Consider the following 17,653-nt stretch of genomic DNA (forward strand, 5'->3'; position numbering starts at 1 on the left):
TTGATTTTTATGTTGATATCAACATAATTGGATCATGTCAAACGAATCGATACCCTTCTCTGTCACCATCCATGTTCGCGATCACTGCCTTTGCCTGCATGCACAGCGTGCGGCGCGCGCATTGGCACGACGGTTCGACAAGGCATTCAAGCGGTTCGGGATTACCAATGGCCAGTTTTCGCTGCTGATGTCGCTCAATCGGCCGCAGCCCGCCCCCATGGGGCCGGTCGCTTCCTTGCTGGCCATGGATCGCACGACCTTGACGGCTGCGCTGAAACCGCTGGAGCGTCGCGGTCTGTTGACCGTTGCGCCCGATCCGCGTGACAAGCGCGGGCGACTGCTCTCGCTGACCGATGACGGGCGCACCTTGCTCACCCAAGCGCTGCCGGTGTGGGTCTCCGAGCACGCTGCGGTCGAAGACGCATTGTCGCGGGACAATGCAGACGACCTGCGGGACAGCCTTCGGGAGCTTGGGCAGATGGACACGGCACCGCTCGCCGCATGAGCAATTCCCCCCTCCTCCGCCGGCCGGCAACCTTCTCCCTGCTCCATGATTTATCATGGCAGGGAGAAGGATTTTCTTGGTCGACGCCTTTCGTTCACGCAGACACAAAAAGGCCGGCGCGGGGCCGGCCTTTGGGCAGGAAATGCCCTTCCAATACCTGAACGGTCAGAGCCTCGCTTCAGGCGACCTTGACGGGAACTTCGGTCGAGGTGCGCATGGCGTGGCTGTAGGGGCAGACGATATGGGCCTTGGCGACCAGATCTTCGGCGACTGCCTTGTCGAGACCGGGGATATCGACGGTGATTTCGACTTCGATGCCGAAACCGGTGCCATCGTCACGCGGGCCGATGCCGACCTTGGTGCTGATCCTGGTGTCTTCGGGGATCTTGACCTTTTCCTTGCCGGCCACGTTTTTCAACGCGCCGAGGAAGCAGGCTGAATAGCCGGCAGCAAAGAGCTGCTCCGGATTGGTGCCGGTTGCCCCATCACCGCCCAGTTCCTTGGGCACTGTCAGCGTGACATCGAGAACGCCGTCGCTGGATACGGCCTGGCCAGCACGGCCGCCGGTTGCGGATGCATGGGCGGTATAAAGAATGGACATGGCTGAGCTCCTTGTTGAATTGACGATGCGATTTATATAATACACAATTGAATTGTGCGCAACTTAAATTTCCGCACATTGCATCTGCCAACCGGAATTGCGACAATCGCGCAATCAAACGCATGGAGACCCGTGAATGCCGGAAGACAATGGCGTGAAGGCAAAGACGACACTGGATCAACAATTGTGCTTTGCGATCTATGGTGCCGCCCATGCCTTCAACAGAGCCTACAAGCCGCTGCTGCAGCCATTGGCGCTGACCTATCCACAATATCTGGTACTTCTGGCACTTTGGGAAAAAGACCATCAGACGGTGAAAGCAATCGGCGATCAGCTGGGGCTCGATTCCGGCACGCTGTCACCGCTGCTCAAGCGTCTGGAACAGGCAGGCAGGATCATGCGCCGACGTGCGGATGTCGACGAGCGCCAGGTGCTGATTTCGCTGACGGAAGATGGTGCGGCGCTGCAGGAGCAAGCCGCCGGTATCATGATGCAGATCGGCAAGGCGACCGGCTGCACGAAAGACAGCCTGGTCGCCCTGCGCGAAAATCTACATGCATTGCGGCACAGCCTGGAACAGACTGCGCAGGGTTCTACTGACGAACCATGATGCGGGCCTTGTTGGGCACGCGGTCGTAGAGATCGATGATATCCTGGTTCATCAGGCGTACGCAGCCGGACGATACGGCCTTGCCGATGGAATTCCATTCCGGCGAACCGTGCAGACGATACAGCGTGTCCTTGCCATTCTGGAAAATGTAAAGCGCGCGCGCACCCAGCGGATTCATCAGACCCGGCGGCATGCCGCCATTGGCCGAGGAGTATTTGGCGAGTTCCGGCTGGCGGGCGATCATTTCGTTTGGCGGGGTCCATTTCGGCCATTTCTGGCGCCACTGGATCACGCCTGTGCCCTGCCAGGCAAAGCCTTCGCGACCGATACCCACGCCGTAACGCATGGCGCTGCCACCTGGCTCGACCAGATAGAGGAAGCGCGATGGCGTATCGACCACAATGGTGCCGGGTGCTTCGCCCGTGGGATCGATTACGCGCTGGCGATAGAAGCGCGGATTGATGCGCTTATAGGGGATGGCGGGGATGACATAACCGTTGTCGACCACCTGGCCATACATCGCATCCAGTTCAGCCGAACCACCATCCGGGAAACCCGGACGGGCAGCAATTGGTGTGATGGATGGGTTCGATGGCCCGTAGGATGCGCAGCCGGTCAGCAGCGCTGCTGCGCCGAGGCCTGAAAATGACAGGAAGGAGCGGCGCGATATTGGATTTTGGGAGGACATGGATACAGGATACCTTCACGGAACAAGAGCGGACCGGACCGCCCCTCGTCCGGCTAAATGCCTTTGCTGCCCAATTGGTTCCCCGCAGCGCCGGAATTCATGGATGGTCCGTAGCAAAGCCGCAGCGCTTGCGACATGGCTGAGGCTTCACAAAAGCGAGAGCTTGACGGCGTTCTGCGAAAGCGTGGCTAAATGACCACAATCGGGGCCTTGTCGCCCACGCGGTCATAGAGATCGATGACGTCCTGATTGAACATGCGCACACATCCAGACGATGTGGCCTTGCCGACCGACTGCCAGTCGGGCGTGCCGTGAACACGGTAGAGCGTGTCCTTGCCGTTCTGATAGATGTAGAGCGCGCGGGCCCCGAGCGGATTATTGAGGCCGGCTTCCAGCCCACCTGCGGAAACACCGAAGGGCTTCAGCGCCGGCTGGCGCTCGACCATGTCATCGCTGGGTGTCCAGCGTGGCCATTTCTGCTTCATCTGGATCACGCCGCGTCCACTCCAGGCAAAGGCCTCGCTACCGAGACCCACACCATAGCGGATGGCCTTGCCGTTCGGCTCGACCAGATAAAGATGGCGCGACTTGGTATCGACGACAATGGTGCCGGCAGGCTCCGGCGTCTGGTAGCTGACTTCCCGCCGCAAGACGGAAGCGTCGACGCGCTGCAGCGGAATGGCGGGGATGGTCCGACCATCCACGCGCTGCTCACCATAGATGGCACGATTGACCGGCGCATTGACCGGCAGGCCGTAGGTCTGATGGAACTGCGTCTCGTAGAGGTTCTTCTTTTGCGGCACCGGTTGAACGACAGCCGGCTGCACGCGGGCCGGATCGTAATAGACCGGGGCCACCTCATCCTGAAAGACTTCGATATTCGTCCGGCTCGTATCGGTGACGAAATAACATCCGCCGAGGGTGGCGAGCCCGGAAAAAGCTCCGACTAAAACCAGAGCCCGGCGCAAAAATACCATCTTCAATACCATCTTACTTCATCAGTGCGCGTTTTTTGAGTCCGCGGCATCATGGCAATCGCGGCTGGCGCGAAGCTGTCGTATGCGCGGATGCCATGCGAGCCGGGCGATTTGACAAGGAGATGGCGCGGCCTCAACCAAAGTCAGGTTTGACGCTTCGTTTCAAAAGACTCATAAAGGCCGCCTCAGGGAGTTTATTCATATGGATGCACGCATTCTGGAGGACATCGCCTTTGCCGGCAACGGCCGCGACAATTGGCAAAAGCTGGTGGAAAAAGCACTGAAAGGTGCAGATTTCGCTGCCACCTTGACGTCCGCCTCCGATGACGGGCTGGTGATCGAACCCCTTTATGCGCGCCGTAAAGGCGCTCACCCTCTGGCGCGGCAATCGAGTGGTGGGTGGACAGTCGCCCAGCGCATGGACGATCCGGACGAAAAACGCGCTCTGGTGCAGATGGCTGACGACCTGGAAAACGGCGCGACAGGCATTTCACTCGTCTGCGGCGACAGTCCCTGTGCCTACGGGCTGGGCCTTGACCAGATGACCGCTTCCCTGCTGTCACGGCTGGCGGCAGCCCGGGCTGCCCATCGTTATGCGATCAGGCTTGAGGGCGGAAATCTGGCTGTGGATGGTGCACAGGAACTGGCCCGCGCCATCGACACCGCCGGCGGAAATGGCGGGGCCATCCATTTCGGCATCGACCCCATGAGTGCCATGGTTTTTTCCGGCAACGGGGCTCAGCCGGGCAAGTTTGCAGAGGCAGTTAAATCCCTCAAGCTTCTGGACCATGCAGGCAGCATTCTGACGGCCAGTGGCCGCGCCGTGCATAATGCCGGCGGGACGGAAGCGCAGGAACTGGCATTCATGGCCGCCTCGCTTGCTCATTATCTGCGGGAGATGGACGCTGCCGGCATGGATGCGGGCGATACGTTTGCCCTGTGCGGACTTGCGCTCAGTGCCGATCAGGACCAGTTCCTGACCATTGCCAAGGGTCGCGCTGCCCGACTGATCGTTGCCCACATGCAGGAAATTTGCGGAATATCCAAGCCTTCTGCGGCCCATCTGATGATGGAAACCAGCTACCGCATGCTCACAAGGCTCGATCCGGAGACCAATATCCTGCGCAATACGACTGCGGTATTTGCCGCCGGCGTTGGCGGCGCCGACGAGGTGACGGTGCTTTCGCACACGCTGACCCACGGCAATCCCGATCCGCTGGCGCGGCGGCTTGCCCGCAACACGCAGGTGATCCTGATGGCCGAAAGCCATCTCGACCAGGTCTGCGATCCTGCGGCCGGTGCCGGCGGCATCGAGGCCTTGACCGACGGGTTGTGCGAGGCTGCCTGGGAGATCTTCATGGCGATCGAGAAGAATGGCGGGATCATCCGGGCGCTGACCGATGGCTCCTTTGCCGCCTCCGTCGCATCGAAAGCCAAAAGCCGGGTCTCGCGGCCCATTGTGGGAACGACCTTGTTTCCCATGGATAAGGAACGGGCCGTCACCGTGCTCGGACCGTTGGAAAAATGCACTGCATCCGGCCTCGCGCCGACGCTGCTTTCGGACAGGGCGGAGTAAGGCGATGAGCAAGATCCCGAATTTCTCCGAGACGTCGTGGACCACGCCCAATGCGCCTGAGGCCCGCCACGATGGCGCGGTGTGGAATACGCCGGAAGGCATTGCGGTCAACAGCGCCTATGGCGAGGGCGATCTTGACGGATTGAGCCATCTCGATACCTATCCCGGCACCGCTCCCTTTCTGCGCGGCCCCTACCCCACCATGTATGTTCAGCAACCCTGGACGATCCGGCAATATGCGGGATTTTCCACGGCGGAAGAATCCAATGCGTTCTATCGGCGCAATCTGGCAGCCGGCCAGAAGGGTCTGTCCGTAGCCTTCGATCTTGCCACCCACCGCGGCTATGACAGCGATCATCCGCGGGTTGCCGGCGATGTGGGCATGGCAGGGGTTGCGATCGACAGCATTCTCGACATGCAGCAATTGTTCGATGGCATTCCGCTCGACCAGATGAGCGTGTCGATGACGATGAACGGTGCGGTGCTGCCGATCATGGCACTCTATATCGTGGCTGCGGAAGAACAGGGCGTTTCTGAAGACAAGCTTTCGGGCACCATCCAGAACGACATTCTCAAGGAGTTCATGGTCCGCAATACCTATATCTATCCGCCGCAACCCTCGATGCGGATCATTTCCGATATCTTCCAGTATACCTCGACCCGCATGCCGAAGTTCAATTCGATCTCGATTTCCGGCTACCACATGCAGGAAGCAGGCGCGACGGCGGATCTGGAACTGGCCTATACCATTGCCGACGGCATTGAATATGCGCGTGCCGGTGTGAAGGCCGGGCTCGATATCGACAGCTTTGCCCCGCGCCTTTCGTTTTTCTGGGCGACCGGCATGAATTTCTTCATGGAAGTGGCAAAGATGCGGGCGGCCCGGCTTTTATGGGCGACGCTGATTGCCAAGAACTTCTCGCCGCAGAACCCCAAATCGCTTGCACTTCGAACCCATAGCCAGACATCCGGCTGGTCACTGACGGCGCAGGATCCGATGAACAACATCATTCGCACCATGGTGGAGGCGATGGCGGCAACACAGGGGCACACCCAGTCTCTGCACACCAATTCGTTCGACGAGGCACTGGCGCTGCCGACCGACCATTCGGCTCGCATTGCCCGCAATACGCAGATCATGCTGCAGACCGAATCCGGCACGACCCGGATCATCGATCCGTGGGGAGGTTCTGCCTATGTGGAAGCGCTGACGCACGATCTGGCGGCGAGAGCGCTTGTCCATATCGAGGAGGTGGAAACCTCCGGCGGCATGGCCAAGGCGATTGAAAAGGGCATTCCGAAGATGCGCATCGAGGAGGCCGCGGCACGGACGCAAGCCCGGATCGACAGCGGGCAGCAGACGGTGGTGGGGATCAATTTCTCGCGGCCCGAACGCGATATCGAAGTGGATGTGCTGAAGGTCGACAATTCCGAGGTCCGCGCTCGCCAGTTGTCCAAGCTTCAGCAGCTCAAGGGGACGCGCGACACCCATGCCGTGGAGACAGCGCTCGATGCTTTGACACAGTCGGCCAAGTCCGGCGATGGCAATCTGCTCGACTTTGCGGTGAAGGCGGCCCGTGCCCGCGCCACTGTTGGCGAGATTTCGCTTGCCCTGGAAAAGGCCTATGGCCGGCATGTCGCCGAGATCCGCACCATATCGGGTGTCTATCGCAAGGAAGTCGGCGACAGCGATGCTGCTTTCAATCTGGCGGTGTCCAAGGTCGAGGCGTTCAAGGCGGCGAGCGGCGAAAAGCCCCGTATTCTGGTGGCCAAGATGGGTCAGGACGGTCACGACCGGGGGCAGAAGGTGATTGCCACCGCCTTTGCCGATCTGGGCTTCGACGTGGTGGTGGGCGCGATGTTCCAGACACCGGAAGAGGTTGCGGAACTGGCCGTGCGCGAGGGCGTGCATGTGGTGGGGGCTTCATCGCTTGCCGCCGGTCACCTGACACTGGTGCCGGAACTGCGCGACGCGCTGTCCAAGCGAGGCGCATCCGGCAAGCTGATTGCAGTCGGCGGCGTTATTCCGCCGCAGGATTTTGCAGCGCTGGAGACAGCCGGGGCAGATGCAATCTTCCCGCCCGGCACGGTGATTGCCGAGGCCGCGTCGGCGCTGATCGACAAGCTGTCGACCAACTGAACACCCATGCCGTCATGGAACCCGGCTCAGCCCGCCTTCTTGGCGAGCGAGCTTGGCAGTTGCACATTCTTGAGGAACACGGCGGCGATCAGGCCAACGGCGCTGATGAGCGCTGCCCCGAGGAAGAGCGGGCGGAAAGCGCCGGTATAGACTTCCGCGACCAGCGCCTGGGTTGCCGCCGGCAGGGTTTCCAGGACTGCCGGCGTGAGTTCCTTGATATTGTCGACGCCGGGGATGGGCGTTGCCAGATGGGCGACGCCCGCCGACAGGATGGCGCCATAAATGGAGATTCCGATGGCAGCACCGCCCATGCGGGTGAGCGTGACCGTGCCGGTGGCCGCGCCAGTGTCGCGCGCAAGGGCCGCATTCTGGACGCCAAGCACCGGGACCTGCTGGCCGACGCCGATCCCGAGGCCCTGGATGAAAAACAGGATGGCGACGAGATAAAGCGGTGGAGCGGCGGCGAGAGTGCTGAACACCAGAAGCATGATCATGCTGGAGGTCGTGCTTGCAATGGAGAAGATCTTGTAGCGGCCGGTGATCGACATGATGCGACCGGCAGACAGGGAACCGACGGCAATGCCAATCGTGATCGGCGTAAACAGAAGACCGGCAACCGTTGGCGACAGGCCCGTGGTGGTCTGAAGGAACAGGGCAAAATAGTTCGACAGGCCGATGCCAACCGCACCGCTGGTGATCGAAATGATCAGCAACAGGTTGATGGTGGATTTGGAAAACAGGCTGAGCGGCACGACAGGCTCTTCCGCGCGACGCTCGACGCCAATCCAGATCGTCAGGCAGACAAGACCGAAGGCAACGATAGCCAGGCTTTGCGCAGATACCAACGAGCCAAACAATTCGCTGCTGTCTGCCCATAGCACGATGCTGGAGATGGCCCCTGCCAAAAACAGAGCGCCGGCATAGTCGATCTTCGGTTTGCGTTGCGGCTTGCGGTAAGGCAGGAAAATTGCCAGGCCGGTGAGCACGACAATGCCGATAGGAAGGTTGATGAGGAAGATGGAGCGCCAGCCGAACGTGTCGCTCATGATCCCACCCAGTACCGGCCCAAGGGCGCCGGAGATCATCAATACGAGGCTGGCATAGCTCTGGTATTTGGCGCGCTCGCGTGGCTCGAACAGATCGGCATTGATGGCGAAGATCGACACCATGATGCCGCCACCGCCGAGCGCCTGAAGCACGCGCGCTGCAATGAGTGTATCCATGGAAACGGAAAGCCCGCAGACGAGTGAGCCAAGCGTGAAGATGCTGACCGCTGCGATGATCACATATTTACGCCCGAACAGATCGCCGAGCTTGCCATATAGCGGCATGACCGCACTCATGGTGAGGAGATAGGCGGAGCCTACCCAGCCGAAACGCTCGAGCTGACCGAATTCACCGACAATGGTCGGCAGGGCGGTGGAGACGATCTGATTGTCCAGCGTTGCCATGAACATGGCGGTCATAAGGATCAGGAACAGAAAAAGTCGCAAACGAGGGTCGGAAACCAGAGGTTCCTGCGGCGCGGGGCGCATATCCATGAACAATACCTGCGTTGAATTGCGGCATTTTATGTGACAAACGCACATAAATGTCAATGTCACGTAGATGACATTTTCAACCAACTAGGGTAGTCTCGCTTCAAATCAAGGTTTGGGACCAATGATGACGACCGCTGAACGACTGCAAACACAGACTAAAAACGAGAGCGCCGATGCCGACATCGATCTGATTTCGCAGGCCATGTCGCGTTGGAGACTGCTGATCGGCCGGCGCATCATCAGCCGCGTGACCATAGACAAGGTGGCACCGGAACTGGATATTTCGCATTTCGATGTCATCGAAGTGGTGCGGCGCGGCGCCGGCGAAGTGACCGTCGGGGCGATCGCGGAGGCGATGCGTGTCGACCCGTCGCGCAGCAGTCGTCTGGTGGCCGAGCTTGTTCAGAACGGCATGTTGCAACGCGCCGTTTCCCAAGAAGATGCCCGGCGCACCGTTGTGCTTTTGACGGAAAAGTCGCTTGGCATGATGAAGGAGATGCAGCGGATCAAGCGAGACATCATAGAAGGCTGCCTCACCGGCTGGGCCGATGACGATGTGGCCCAGTTTTCCCGTCTGTTCAGCCGCTTCGTCGACGAGTTCGAAGGCATTGCCCGGGCCCGCGAACCCGGCGCATAAAAGATAAATTACCCGAAAGCAGAAAGGCCGGCCTGGCGATTGTGCCAGTGCCGACCTTCTCACACGGCAGCGTGCCGCAAGACGATGCGCTTCTGCCGTCTCCCCTTCAGCGCCCCCGTGCTCCAAACGCTGTCCCTGTTCTAACCGCTCGGTTGAAGCCCGCTTTGATCTAAAGCAAATCTATCGATGCGGCTGTGCTATTTTCCCTCAGGGGAATCGCACGACCATGCGATTGGCGTGATTATGCGGGGGGCAAAGGGATGACCATGGTGAAGCGGCGACAGGTTCTGGCATTCATGACTCTGCCTGCCCTTGGCTGTGGCGCATCCGCCTGGCCATCCTTTGCCCAGGCGGTCCTCGATGCGACACCTTTGCGCGGCGCGATCGATGCGACAGCAGCCGGTGTGGTCAGCAATGCCGACGAGGATCAGAGTGCGGCGCTGCAGGCCATTATCAATGAGGGAGCCGCGCGCGATCTGCCGGTTTTCCTGCCGGCGGGGCGCTATGTGGCATCCGATCTTACCTTGCCGGATGGTGCCCGGCTGATCGGTGTCTCCGGCGCATCGCGGATTGTTCATGGCGGTGGCGGCGCGCTTGTGTCCTGCGCCGGCGCGGCGCGGGTGGAGTTGCGCGATATCGTGCTGGATGGTGCGGGCCACGGGTTTGGCGAAGACACCGAAGCGGCCCTGGCCAATTTTACCGAATGCGGCGCAGTGCTGATCGACAATTGCGAGATCGTCGATAGCGGCAATATGGGGTTGCGACTTGAGCGCTGCGGTGGGCGGATTGAACGCACCCGCATTGCCAAGGCTGCCGATATGGGGCTTTACGCAGTGGAATGCGTCGAACTGCTGATTACCGCCAACACCGTCTCCGATTGCGGAAATGGTGGCATTCTGGTCCATCGCTGGGAAAAAGGCGCAGACGGAAGCCAGGTTCTCGGCAATCGTGTCAGCCGGATTGGTGCCCGAAGCGGCGGAACCGGTGAATATGGCAATGGCATCAATGTCTTTCGCGCCGACAATGTGATGGTCAGCGGCAACCACATTTCCGACTGCGCCTTCACCGCCATCCGCGCCAATTCGGCTTCCGACATCATCATCAGCGGCAACACATGCCTGTCATGCGGCGAGACGGCCATCTATTCGGAGTTCGTGTTCGAAGGGGCCATCATCTCCGACAACCTGATCGACGGCGCCGCAAACGGCATTGTGGTCGCCAATTTCATGGATGGCGGACGGTTATCGACCGTGACCGGCAATCTGGTGCGCAACCTCCAGCTCGCCGGCCCCTACGAGCATGACGGCGCTGGCTTCGGCTTTGGCATCTCGGTGGAGGCGGACACCGTCGTCTCCAACAACGTGATCGAGAAGGCCCCGCGTTACGGCTTGATGCTCGGCTGGGGGCCTTATCTGCGGGATGTGGTTGCGAGCGGCAATGTTATTCGCGATACACCTGTCGGCATTTATGTGACCGTGGTCGAGGAGTCTGGAAGCGCCATCATCAGCGCAAATGTGTTCAGCGCGGTCTCCAAGGCTGCAATTGCAGGTTATCGCTGGAACGATCTGGAGACGGAGGACCTGCTGGCAACACCGGATCGCTATGCCCATCTGACGATTGCCGGCAACCGCAAAACATGATGCGGAGACGAGATCTTCCACAACAAGCTCATCGATATTTAAATATTTAGCATATTCGTAACATCAATTTAAGCGAGCCGTGATCATACTGTCTCTGAGTAACCCGACGAGACGCCATGATTACCAAGTTACAGAATACCATCCTCGAAATGATCGCGCGCGGTGCACCGCTGCGCGAGACGCTCGATACGTTGTGTCTATCGGTGGAGGAGATGGCTCCGGATGTCGTGTGTTCTGTTCTCAAACTGTGCGACCAGGGACGATTGTGGAGCCTTTCGGGCCCCTCTTTGCCCCAACACTATATTGAAGCGATCGATGGCGTCACAATCGGGCCTGACGTTGGCTCTTGCGGTGCGGCCGCCTATACCGGACAATCCATCGTCATAACCGACATTGCCAACCACCCCTATTGGGCGCCATTTGCCGACCTGGCACTGGGCTGCGGGCTGCGTGCCTGCTGGTCGACACCGATCCAGCTTGGCGACAAGGTTCTGGGGACATTTGCGTTCTATTTCCATACGACACGCGGACCTTCCACGTTCGAACAACACATCGTCGATACCTGCACGCATCTGTGTGCCATCGCCATAGAGCGAGAACTGCGCCTGGAAGAACGGCAAAGGCTTTCCGAAACCGACCCGCTGACCCAATTGCCCAATCGCGGGCGCTTCAACGCCCTGATCCAGGACTGTGACAAGCGGAAACAGCCTTGGAGCCTGCTGATTGCCGATCTCGACAATCTGAAGCTCGTCAATGACAGGCTGGGCCATCAGGCCGGCGACGAGTTGATCTGCGAAGCCGCAAGACGTATTGCCCGCGAAGCCCCCAAGGGTGCCAGCTTCCGCATGGGCGGAGACGAATTCGGCATTATCATCAACGGCGGCAGGACCGAGATGAACGATCTTGCCGCGCGCCTTATCGGGTCGATGAAGGAGGCCTGCATCTGTGCCGGTCAACATCTCAGATCATCCATGACAATCGGCGGCGCGGTTGCAACCGAGCACGATACGCCGGAAAGCATGCGCCAGAAGGCCGATTACGCGCTCTACCACGGAAAGGAACGTGGACGGGGGCAATTCATCGAATATGCTCCGGGACTGGGCACGGCAATCGCCAGGCGATTTCGCTCCATCCAGACGCTCACCGATGCGCTGCGCACGGACAGCATCGTGCCTTTCTATCAGCCCGTGGTTGAACTGAGCACCGGCGAGATCAAGGGCATGGAAGCGCTCTGCCGTCTCGTACTCCCGGATGGGAGCGTGGTCACCGCCGAAAGCTTCCATGAGGCGACACGCGATGGGCAGGCTGCGCTGGAACTGACCCAGTTGATGCTGACCAAGGTTGCGATCGATGCGCGGCGCTGGCTCGATACGGGCTATGATTTCGGACGTGTGGGCATCAATCTGTCTGCTGCCGACTTTTGTCACGACGGATTGGCAGAGCGCATCGCCACCGTTTTTGAGACGGCCGGCGTGCCGCTGACAAAGCTTACCCTGGAGATCACGGAATCCGTCTATCTCGATCAGCGCGATCAGAATATCGCTTCACAGATCAATGCCATGAGAGCCATGGGCATGCGCGTCGCGCTGGACGATTTCGGTACCGGCTTTGCCTCGTTGACACATCTTCTGACCGTGCCGGTCGACATGATCAAGATCGACCGAACCTTCGTGCAACGCATGGTCAATGAAAGCCGTGGCCTGGTCATCATCCAGGGCCTGGTGGGAATCGCCAAGGGGCTGGACATGTCCGTGATTGCCGAAGGCATCGAGACGATCGACCAGGCGGGCCTGCTGTTAAAACTCGGCTGCCAGATAGGTCAGGGCTATCTGTTCTCGAAAGCCGTGGACTATGACGCCATGACAGGTCTGTTGAAGAACCACGGCAAACAGGTGAACCGCCCGCGACTGCTTGCAGCATCCCTTACCGGCTGAGCTGCATGCTACTTTCAAAGCCGATCCTGCGGTCCGCCTTGTGACCGTTTCCAAGGCGCGGGGGCCGTGATTGAAATTGCTGCTGCGATCAGTCGCGAGCCTCTTCAAATTGTCAGCCACCCCGGATAGGGTCGTTTCTCATTCCAGATCAGTGAAGGAGAACAGGGTATGCTGACGATTTACGGCGCCTACCGATCGCGCGCTACGAGAACCCTGTGGTTTGCCCGGGAGCTGGGACTTGCCTTCGATCACGTGCCGGTGGTGCAGGCCCGCAGGCTGGCCGATCCGCGCGCTCCGGACGCGCCGATCAATACACGCTCGACATCTTTCCTTGCCATCAATCCCATGGGCACGATCCCGACCATAGACGATGACGGCTTCGTGCTGTTTGAATCCATGGCCATCAATCTGTATCTGGCGCGCAAGCATGGCGGACCTCTGGCACCGGCAGATACGCAAGAAGACGGGCTGATGAGCCAGTGGTCGTTTTTCGGTGCAACCGAGATCGAGACCAATGCGCTGAAGATATCCACCGCAGCCGCCGAGGGCCGGCTCGAGTCAGAGGCCGGACAGGCAGAGGCGGCAGTGGCCGTTCGCCTGCTCACACGCCCATTCGGCGTGCTGGAACAACACCTTTCGTCCAACGACTATATGGTCGGTGGCCGTTTCACCGTTGCCGATGTCAATCTGGCCGAAATTATCCGCTATGCCTCAGCGCATATTCCGCTGATGGAAGCACATCCTCATGTTCGCGACTGGCTGGCGCGCTGCCAGGACCGTTCGGCTTTCAAGGCCATGTGGAGCGCGCGCGCGGACGAAGCCGAATAGAAAGCAGACACGCCGGCATGGGACATGGAGCTCTCGGATGCCGAGACTACCTGTTTGCAGCCGCCTGATATTGGGGTAACAAATCCCTCGAATGCCCCTCCTGGAGAAACTTGCCATGCGCCCTTTTCACCTTGCCTTTCCGATTACCGACATCGAAGCCACGCGGCATTTCTATGGAACGGTGCTGGGTTGCCGGATCGGGCGCGAAAGCCCCGGCAAGTGGATCGACTTCGATCTGTTCGGCCATCAGATGTCGGCGCATCTGCGCGCTGAGATGCCGAAGGATACGGCAAGCGGCACGGTGGATGGCGATGTCGTGCCAATCCCGCATTTTGGCGTGATCCTGAAGATGGAGGAATTTCTCTCGCTTGCCCGAAGGCTAAACGAGGATCCGTCCACGCGCTGGGGCATGAAGCCGAAGCTGCGCTTTGAGGGAATGGCCGGCGAGCAGCGCACAATGTTTCTCTACGATCCATCCGGCAATGCGCTGGAATTCAAGGCCTATGCCGACGAAGGCGAGATCTTCGCCGTCTGACATGTTCCAACTGGCAGAACCGGTCTCCTTCGAGCAGATCATCAAGAAAAGCAGATTTCTGGCCTTCGCTATCCCCGTTGCAAGCGAGGACGAAGCGAAGGATGCAATTGCCGCGAGTTCCACCGGTGATGCCAATCATAATTGCTGGGCATGGCGGATAGGTCAGGCGTATCGCTTTTTTGATGACGGCGAGCCCGGCGGCACTGCCGGAAAGCCGATCCTGGCTGCCATAGACGGCCAGGACGTCGACAATATCGCCGTTGTCGTCACTCGCTGGTTTGGCGGCGTGAAGCTCGGTACTGGCGGGCTGATGCGCGCCTATGGGGGAACCGCGGCCAGTTGCCTGAAGGCGGGCACGCTGTCGCCGGTGATTGCCATGACCGAGGGGACGGCAGCGGTGCCGTTTTCCGATCTGGCACTGGTCAAGGCACGGCTCTTGTCCATCCCCGGTCTGTCGATCACGCGCGAGGATTTTACCTCCACCGGCGCCGACATCACCCTTAGCGTTCCGATCTCGGATACCGACACCGTTTCCGTCCTGGTGAGCGACCTCACCAATGGCCGCTCCCAGTTCAGGTTCGACGACTGAGGTTCGTCACTCAGGCAAACAGCGCGTCGGTGACGCGGACATCGCCGACATGGATGCCGTTCCAGTTGTGCATCCGGTGATGGGCCATGGCCGTCAGGGCTTCGCGCTCGGGCGTTCCGGCCTCGAAATGGGCCGACAGCAAGCCGGCAATCATGGCTTCTGCGGCGCGGGTGGTGCCGTCTTCGCATTTGAGTGCAATCGAAATGCCCTTTTCCGGCAGAATGGCGCAGAACACACCTTCGGCACCGGTCTTGGCAAAGATCTTGCCGGGCGACAGCGTCATCAGGCGCGTACAGAAGCGGTCGGTTCCCGCCACATAGAAAGGTTCAGCCATGCAGGCTTCAATCAGCTGGCGCGCGGCCCCTGCCCGCAGCGGCTCAAGCCCGTTACCCGTTCCCATCTTGGCAAAGCCACGCGCCAGGGCGACAAGCGGAATGGCATAGGTGGGGATCGAACAACCATCAGTGCCGCAATTGTCCTCGCCAAGGGCCGCCCCCGTCAGGCTTTCCATGACACCGCGGATGTCGCGTTGCAGCGGGTGATCATAGGTGGTGTAGCCCTTCGGATCGTAACCCAGATGGCAGCAGGCGCAGACAAAGCCGGAATGCTTGCCCGAGCAATTGTTATGAAGCGCGGATGGCTTGTCGAGGGTGCGCGCCTGATGAATGAGGACCTCCCTCTCCGACGACCAATGGGCGCCGCATTCAAGCACGCTTTCGTTCTGTCCGGCGCGCGCCAGCATGGAGGCGGCGAGTTCGACATGGGCATCTTCGCCAGAATGCGAGGCACAGGCAATTGCCAGTTCGCTTGCGCCGAAGCCAAAGGCATTGGCGGCACCGCTTTCAACCAGCGGCAATGCCTGCATGGCCTTGCAGGCCGAGCGTGGGAAAACGGCTGCGTCGACATCGCCCAGCGACTGCGTGACCTTGCCATCGCCATCGACCACGACGGCAATACCGCGGTGACGGCTTTCGACACGGTTGCCACGAGTGACTTCGACGAGAACGGGATTGGTCATGCGGCACCTCTATGCGATCACGATATTTGGATGTGCCTGATACGCCCTCGCCCGCATTTTGCCAACCGCAAAGCGATAGTCAGTCGCGCAGATCGGGCGCTGCCAGGTCGCGGAGAAGTTTTGCCACGAGTGCCGGATCTTCCCAGTGAAGGTTGTGCCCCTGCCCCGCAAGCGTCCTGCCGCGCGCATTGGGAAAGGCGGCAACGAGCCTTGCCTGTTCATCCGGGCCAAACAGCGGATCGTCTGCGCCCGACAGGGCCAGAACCGGACATGTCACTGTGCCCGCCAGTTTCCTCAGGTCGAGCGACGACATGCCCTTGAAGATCCGACGCCAGACATCGGCCGGCATGGCAGCGGCCTCCCGTCGTGCGACCGCCAAGAATGCCGGATCGACCGGGCGGGCACAGCCATGCCAGTCGTCGAAAAAGGGATCGGCCGGATCGATGGGATCGGAAAAGCGGTCAATCGCCATGGCCAGGAAGCCATCATCGGGCATGGCCGGTGTCAACGAACTGGCCAGAATGACGAGGGCTTCGACACGATCGCCCAGCTTGGCCGCAAGCTCCGTCGCAATCATGCCGCCCATGGAATGACCGACGATGATCAGACGCTCGAGGCCAAGATGATCGATCAGTGTTTCAATATCACAGGCATAACCTGTTATGCCTGTTTGTTGCCTGGCTGAGGACGCGCCGTGTCCCGGTAGATCCGGAATGACCAGATTGAAACCGGGCAGCATGGCGGACAGGCCGGCATAGCTGCGGCTGCTATCCGTATACCCATGGATGAGCACCAGTGCCGGACCGTCTTCGGCTGCATGGACAAAAGCCAGCTGGCGGCCATCCGTCAGGTCAAGCACCTGTTTTCTGGCCGCCCAGTCATCATGGACAGCATGCATCACAGGCCAAGCGCTGCCTTCACTGCGGGCAGACCGGGTTGACCGTCTACAGTTTCGACGCCCTCAAGCCAGGCGTCGAGACGCTGCGGCTCATCCTTGATGGCTTTCTTGGCAGCCTTTTCCGGCTCCATGCCGTCATCGATCAGATAGCCCATGCCACGGTTTTCAAAATCGATGTCGAAGGTGAGGTTCTGAAGCAGCTTGCCGACATTGGGGCATTCCTTCAGATAGCCCTTGCGCACCTGGGTGGAGACGGTGGCGGCACCGTAATCGGGACCGAAGAACTTGTCGCCGCCGGTGAGATAGCGCATGTCGATCGAGCGGTTCATCGGGTGCGGAGCCCAGCCCTGGAAGACGATGAACTCCTTGTTCTTCATCTTGCGCTTGACCTCGGACAGCATGCCGAGTTCGCTCGACTCGACCACATTCCAGCCGTCGAGCTTGAAATCAGGATCTGCGATCACATCGAACATGGTCTGGTTGGAGCCGGGTTCGATGCCGTACATCTTGTGATCGAACTGGTCGGCGAAGGTATGCAGGTCGGAAAAGTCGTGAACGCCGGCCTCATAGACGTAAGCCGGCACAGCGAAAGTGTACTTGGCGCCTGTCAGGTTAACCCGCACATTCTCGATATTGCCGGAGTCCTGATAAGGCTTGAAATAGATTGTCATGGCCGGATCCCAATAGCCGAGAAAGGCATCGAGGTCCTTGTTCTCAAGGCTCTTGTAGATCACTTCGACGCCGAGAAGGCTGGTCTTTGCCTCATATCCGAGACTTTTGAGCAGGGTCATGCCGACACCGGTGGTGAAGGCGAGATCGTTCCAGCCGGGCTCTGCCATGCGCACGGTGCGGCAGCTTTCAGGCTCGGCGGCGAATGCCTGCCCTGTGAATGCGGCAACGGCAATGATCGATAGTCCCAACGGCTTCAGCATCTCG

General features: G+C 59.8%; 17 protein-coding genes. 10 read left to right on the forward strand and 7 right to left on the reverse strand.

All coding sequences use genetic code 11. The features are described 5' to 3' along the window. The first annotated feature begins 34 nt into the window (after positions 1–34). A complete protein-coding gene (locus tag ACWPM9_RS15550; RefSeq protein ID WP_428185511.1) occupies positions 35–505 on the forward strand; it encodes a MarR family winged helix-turn-helix transcriptional regulator in 471 nt (156 codons plus the stop codon). 178 nt (positions 506–683) lie between these two features. Here ACWPM9_RS15550 and ACWPM9_RS15555 read toward each other — a convergent pair whose 3' ends face one another. Continuing rightward, a complete protein-coding gene (locus ACWPM9_RS15555) occupies positions 684–1,106 on the reverse strand; it encodes an organic hydroperoxide resistance protein (protein ID WP_428185512.1) in 423 nt (140 codons plus the stop codon). Positions 1,107–1,242: 136 nt separating this feature from the next. Between ACWPM9_RS15555 and ACWPM9_RS15560 the strand changes: the two genes are divergently transcribed. Further along, positions 1,243–1,716, forward strand: a complete 474-nt coding sequence (locus tag ACWPM9_RS15560) for a MarR family winged helix-turn-helix transcriptional regulator (RefSeq protein WP_428185513.1) — start codon at positions 1,243–1,245, stop codon at positions 1,714–1,716. On the opposite strand, the gene ACWPM9_RS15565 is transcribed toward ACWPM9_RS15560, so the two are convergent. Continuing rightward, positions 1,700–2,404 (reverse strand): L,D-transpeptidase family protein, encoded by a 705-nt coding sequence (locus ACWPM9_RS15565; RefSeq protein WP_428185514.1) that lies wholly within the window; start codon positions 2,402–2,404, stop codon positions 1,700–1,702. The two genes, ACWPM9_RS15560 and ACWPM9_RS15565, sit on opposite strands and share 17 nt — an antisense overlap. Positions 2,405–2,592: 188 nt before the next feature. Then, positions 2,593–3,381 carry a L,D-transpeptidase gene (locus ACWPM9_RS15570; protein ID WP_428186466.1) on the reverse strand — a complete coding sequence of 263 codons (789 nt, stop codon included), beginning with the start codon at positions 3,379–3,381 and terminating at the stop codon, positions 2,593–2,595. Positions 3,382–3,583: 202 nt separating this feature from the next. Between ACWPM9_RS15570 and ACWPM9_RS15575 the strand changes: the two genes are divergently transcribed. Both ACWPM9_RS15575 and scpA read left to right on the forward strand, forming a co-directional pair. Then, positions 3,584–4,957: a methylmalonyl-CoA mutase family protein gene (locus ACWPM9_RS15575; protein ID WP_484755722.1), complete on the forward strand. Its 1,374-nt coding sequence runs from the start codon at positions 3,584–3,586 to the stop codon at positions 4,955–4,957. Between the two features lie 4 nt (positions 4,958–4,961). After that, positions 4,962–7,097 carry a methylmalonyl-CoA mutase gene (gene scpA, locus ACWPM9_RS15580; protein ID WP_484755723.1) on the forward strand — a complete coding sequence of 712 codons (2,136 nt, stop codon included), beginning with the start codon at positions 4,962–4,964 and terminating at the stop codon, positions 7,095–7,097. Between the two features lie 26 nt (positions 7,098–7,123). Here the strand turns inward: scpA and ACWPM9_RS15585 are convergent, their stop codons facing one another. Next, a complete protein-coding gene (locus ACWPM9_RS15585) occupies positions 7,124–8,638 on the reverse strand; it encodes an MDR family MFS transporter (RefSeq protein WP_484755724.1) in 1,515 nt (504 codons plus the stop codon). A gap of 121 nt (positions 8,639–8,759) precedes the next feature. On the opposite strand from ACWPM9_RS15585, the gene ACWPM9_RS15590 reads away from it, so the two are divergent. The 6 genes from ACWPM9_RS15590 (at position 8,760) to ACWPM9_RS15615 (ending at position 14,801) form a co-directional block, all read left to right on the forward strand. Next, entirely contained in the window at positions 8,760–9,275 is a 516-nt protein-coding gene (locus ACWPM9_RS15590) for a MarR family winged helix-turn-helix transcriptional regulator (RefSeq protein ID WP_484755725.1), read from the forward strand. A 266-nt stretch (positions 9,276–9,541) separates the two neighbouring features. Further along, positions 9,542–10,915, forward strand: coding sequence for a TIGR03808 family TAT-translocated repetitive protein (locus ACWPM9_RS15595; protein ID WP_484757664.1), 1,374 nt, complete (start codon positions 9,542–9,544; stop codon positions 10,913–10,915). 116 nt (positions 10,916–11,031) lie between these two features. Continuing rightward, positions 11,032–12,849 (forward strand): putative bifunctional diguanylate cyclase/phosphodiesterase, encoded by a 1,818-nt coding sequence (locus ACWPM9_RS15600; protein ID WP_484755726.1) that lies wholly within the window; start codon positions 11,032–11,034, stop codon positions 12,847–12,849. 168 nt (positions 12,850–13,017) lie between these two features. Then, positions 13,018–13,677 (forward strand): glutathione S-transferase family protein, encoded by a 660-nt coding sequence (locus ACWPM9_RS15605; RefSeq protein ID WP_484755727.1) that lies wholly within the window; start codon positions 13,018–13,020, stop codon positions 13,675–13,677. Positions 13,678–13,792: 115 nt separating this feature from the next. Next, positions 13,793–14,212 carry a VOC family protein gene (locus ACWPM9_RS15610; protein WP_484755728.1) on the forward strand — a complete coding sequence of 140 codons (420 nt, stop codon included), beginning with the start codon at positions 13,793–13,795 and terminating at the stop codon, positions 14,210–14,212. 1 nt (position 14,213) lies between these two features. Beyond that, complete coding sequence (locus tag ACWPM9_RS15615; protein ID WP_484755729.1) at positions 14,214–14,801, forward strand: IMPACT family protein; 588 nt, start codon at positions 14,214–14,216, stop codon at positions 14,799–14,801. A gap of 10 nt (positions 14,802–14,811) precedes the next feature. Here the strand turns inward: ACWPM9_RS15615 and ACWPM9_RS15620 are convergent, their stop codons facing one another. From ACWPM9_RS15620 to choX, 3 genes are all read right to left on the reverse strand, one after another. After that, positions 14,812–15,819 carry an asparaginase gene (locus tag ACWPM9_RS15620; protein ID WP_484755730.1) on the reverse strand — a complete coding sequence of 336 codons (1,008 nt, stop codon included), beginning with the start codon at positions 15,817–15,819 and terminating at the stop codon, positions 14,812–14,814. A gap of 79 nt (positions 15,820–15,898) precedes the next feature. After that, positions 15,899–16,717 carry an alpha/beta fold hydrolase gene (locus tag ACWPM9_RS15625; protein WP_484757665.1) on the reverse strand — a complete coding sequence of 273 codons (819 nt, stop codon included), beginning with the start codon at positions 16,715–16,717 and terminating at the stop codon, positions 15,899–15,901. Beyond that, a complete protein-coding gene (choX, locus tag ACWPM9_RS15630; RefSeq protein WP_484755731.1) occupies positions 16,717–17,649 on the reverse strand; it encodes a choline ABC transporter substrate-binding protein in 933 nt (310 codons plus the stop codon). Before choX ends, ACWPM9_RS15625 begins: the two co-directional genes overlap by 1 nt. Between the last annotated feature and the right edge of the window lie 4 nt (positions 17,650–17,653).

Source organism: Agrobacterium sp. H141 (assembly GCF_057158725.1).

What these genes read in the sequence shown, in the direction of transcription:
- ACWPM9_RS15550 (WP_428185511.1), top strand. Translation starts at nt 35, where the DNA reads ATGTCAAACGAATCGATACCCTTCTCTGTCACCATCCATGTTCGCGAT.
- ACWPM9_RS15555 (WP_428185512.1), bottom strand. Translation starts at nt 1,106, where the DNA reads ATGTCCATTCTTTATACCGCCCATGCATCCGCAACCGGCGGCCGTGCT.
- ACWPM9_RS15560 (WP_428185513.1), top strand. Translation starts at nt 1,243, where the DNA reads ATGCCGGAAGACAATGGCGTGAAGGCAAAGACGACACTGGATCAACAA.
- ACWPM9_RS15565 (WP_428185514.1), bottom strand. Translation starts at nt 2,404, where the DNA reads ATGTCCTCCCAAAATCCAATATCGCGCCGCTCCTTCCTGTCATTTTCA.
- ACWPM9_RS15570 (WP_428186466.1), bottom strand. Translation starts at nt 3,381, where the DNA reads ATGGTATTTTTGCGCCGGGCTCTGGTTTTAGTCGGAGCTTTTTCCGGG.
- ACWPM9_RS15575 (WP_484755722.1), top strand. Translation starts at nt 3,584, where the DNA reads ATGGATGCACGCATTCTGGAGGACATCGCCTTTGCCGGCAACGGCCGC.
- scpA (WP_484755723.1), top strand. Translation starts at nt 4,962, where the DNA reads ATGAGCAAGATCCCGAATTTCTCCGAGACGTCGTGGACCACGCCCAAT.
- ACWPM9_RS15585 (WP_484755724.1), bottom strand. Translation starts at nt 8,638, where the DNA reads ATGGATATGCGCCCCGCGCCGCAGGAACCTCTGGTTTCCGACCCTCGT.
- ACWPM9_RS15590 (WP_484755725.1), top strand. Translation starts at nt 8,760, where the DNA reads ATGATGACGACCGCTGAACGACTGCAAACACAGACTAAAAACGAGAGC.
- ACWPM9_RS15595 (WP_484757664.1), top strand. Translation starts at nt 9,542, where the DNA reads ATGGTGAAGCGGCGACAGGTTCTGGCATTCATGACTCTGCCTGCCCTT.
- ACWPM9_RS15600 (WP_484755726.1), top strand. Translation starts at nt 11,032, where the DNA reads ATGATTACCAAGTTACAGAATACCATCCTCGAAATGATCGCGCGCGGT.
- ACWPM9_RS15605 (WP_484755727.1), top strand. Translation starts at nt 13,018, where the DNA reads ATGCTGACGATTTACGGCGCCTACCGATCGCGCGCTACGAGAACCCTG.
- ACWPM9_RS15610 (WP_484755728.1), top strand. Translation starts at nt 13,793, where the DNA reads ATGCGCCCTTTTCACCTTGCCTTTCCGATTACCGACATCGAAGCCACG.
- ACWPM9_RS15615 (WP_484755729.1), top strand. Translation starts at nt 14,214, where the DNA reads ATGTTCCAACTGGCAGAACCGGTCTCCTTCGAGCAGATCATCAAGAAA.
- ACWPM9_RS15620 (WP_484755730.1), bottom strand. Translation starts at nt 15,819, where the DNA reads ATGACCAATCCCGTTCTCGTCGAAGTCACTCGTGGCAACCGTGTCGAA.
- ACWPM9_RS15625 (WP_484757665.1), bottom strand. Translation starts at nt 16,717, where the DNA reads ATGCATGCTGTCCATGATGACTGGGCGGCCAGAAAACAGGTGCTTGAC.
- choX (WP_484755731.1), bottom strand. Translation starts at nt 17,649, where the DNA reads ATGCTGAAGCCGTTGGGACTATCGATCATTGCCGTTGCCGCATTCACA.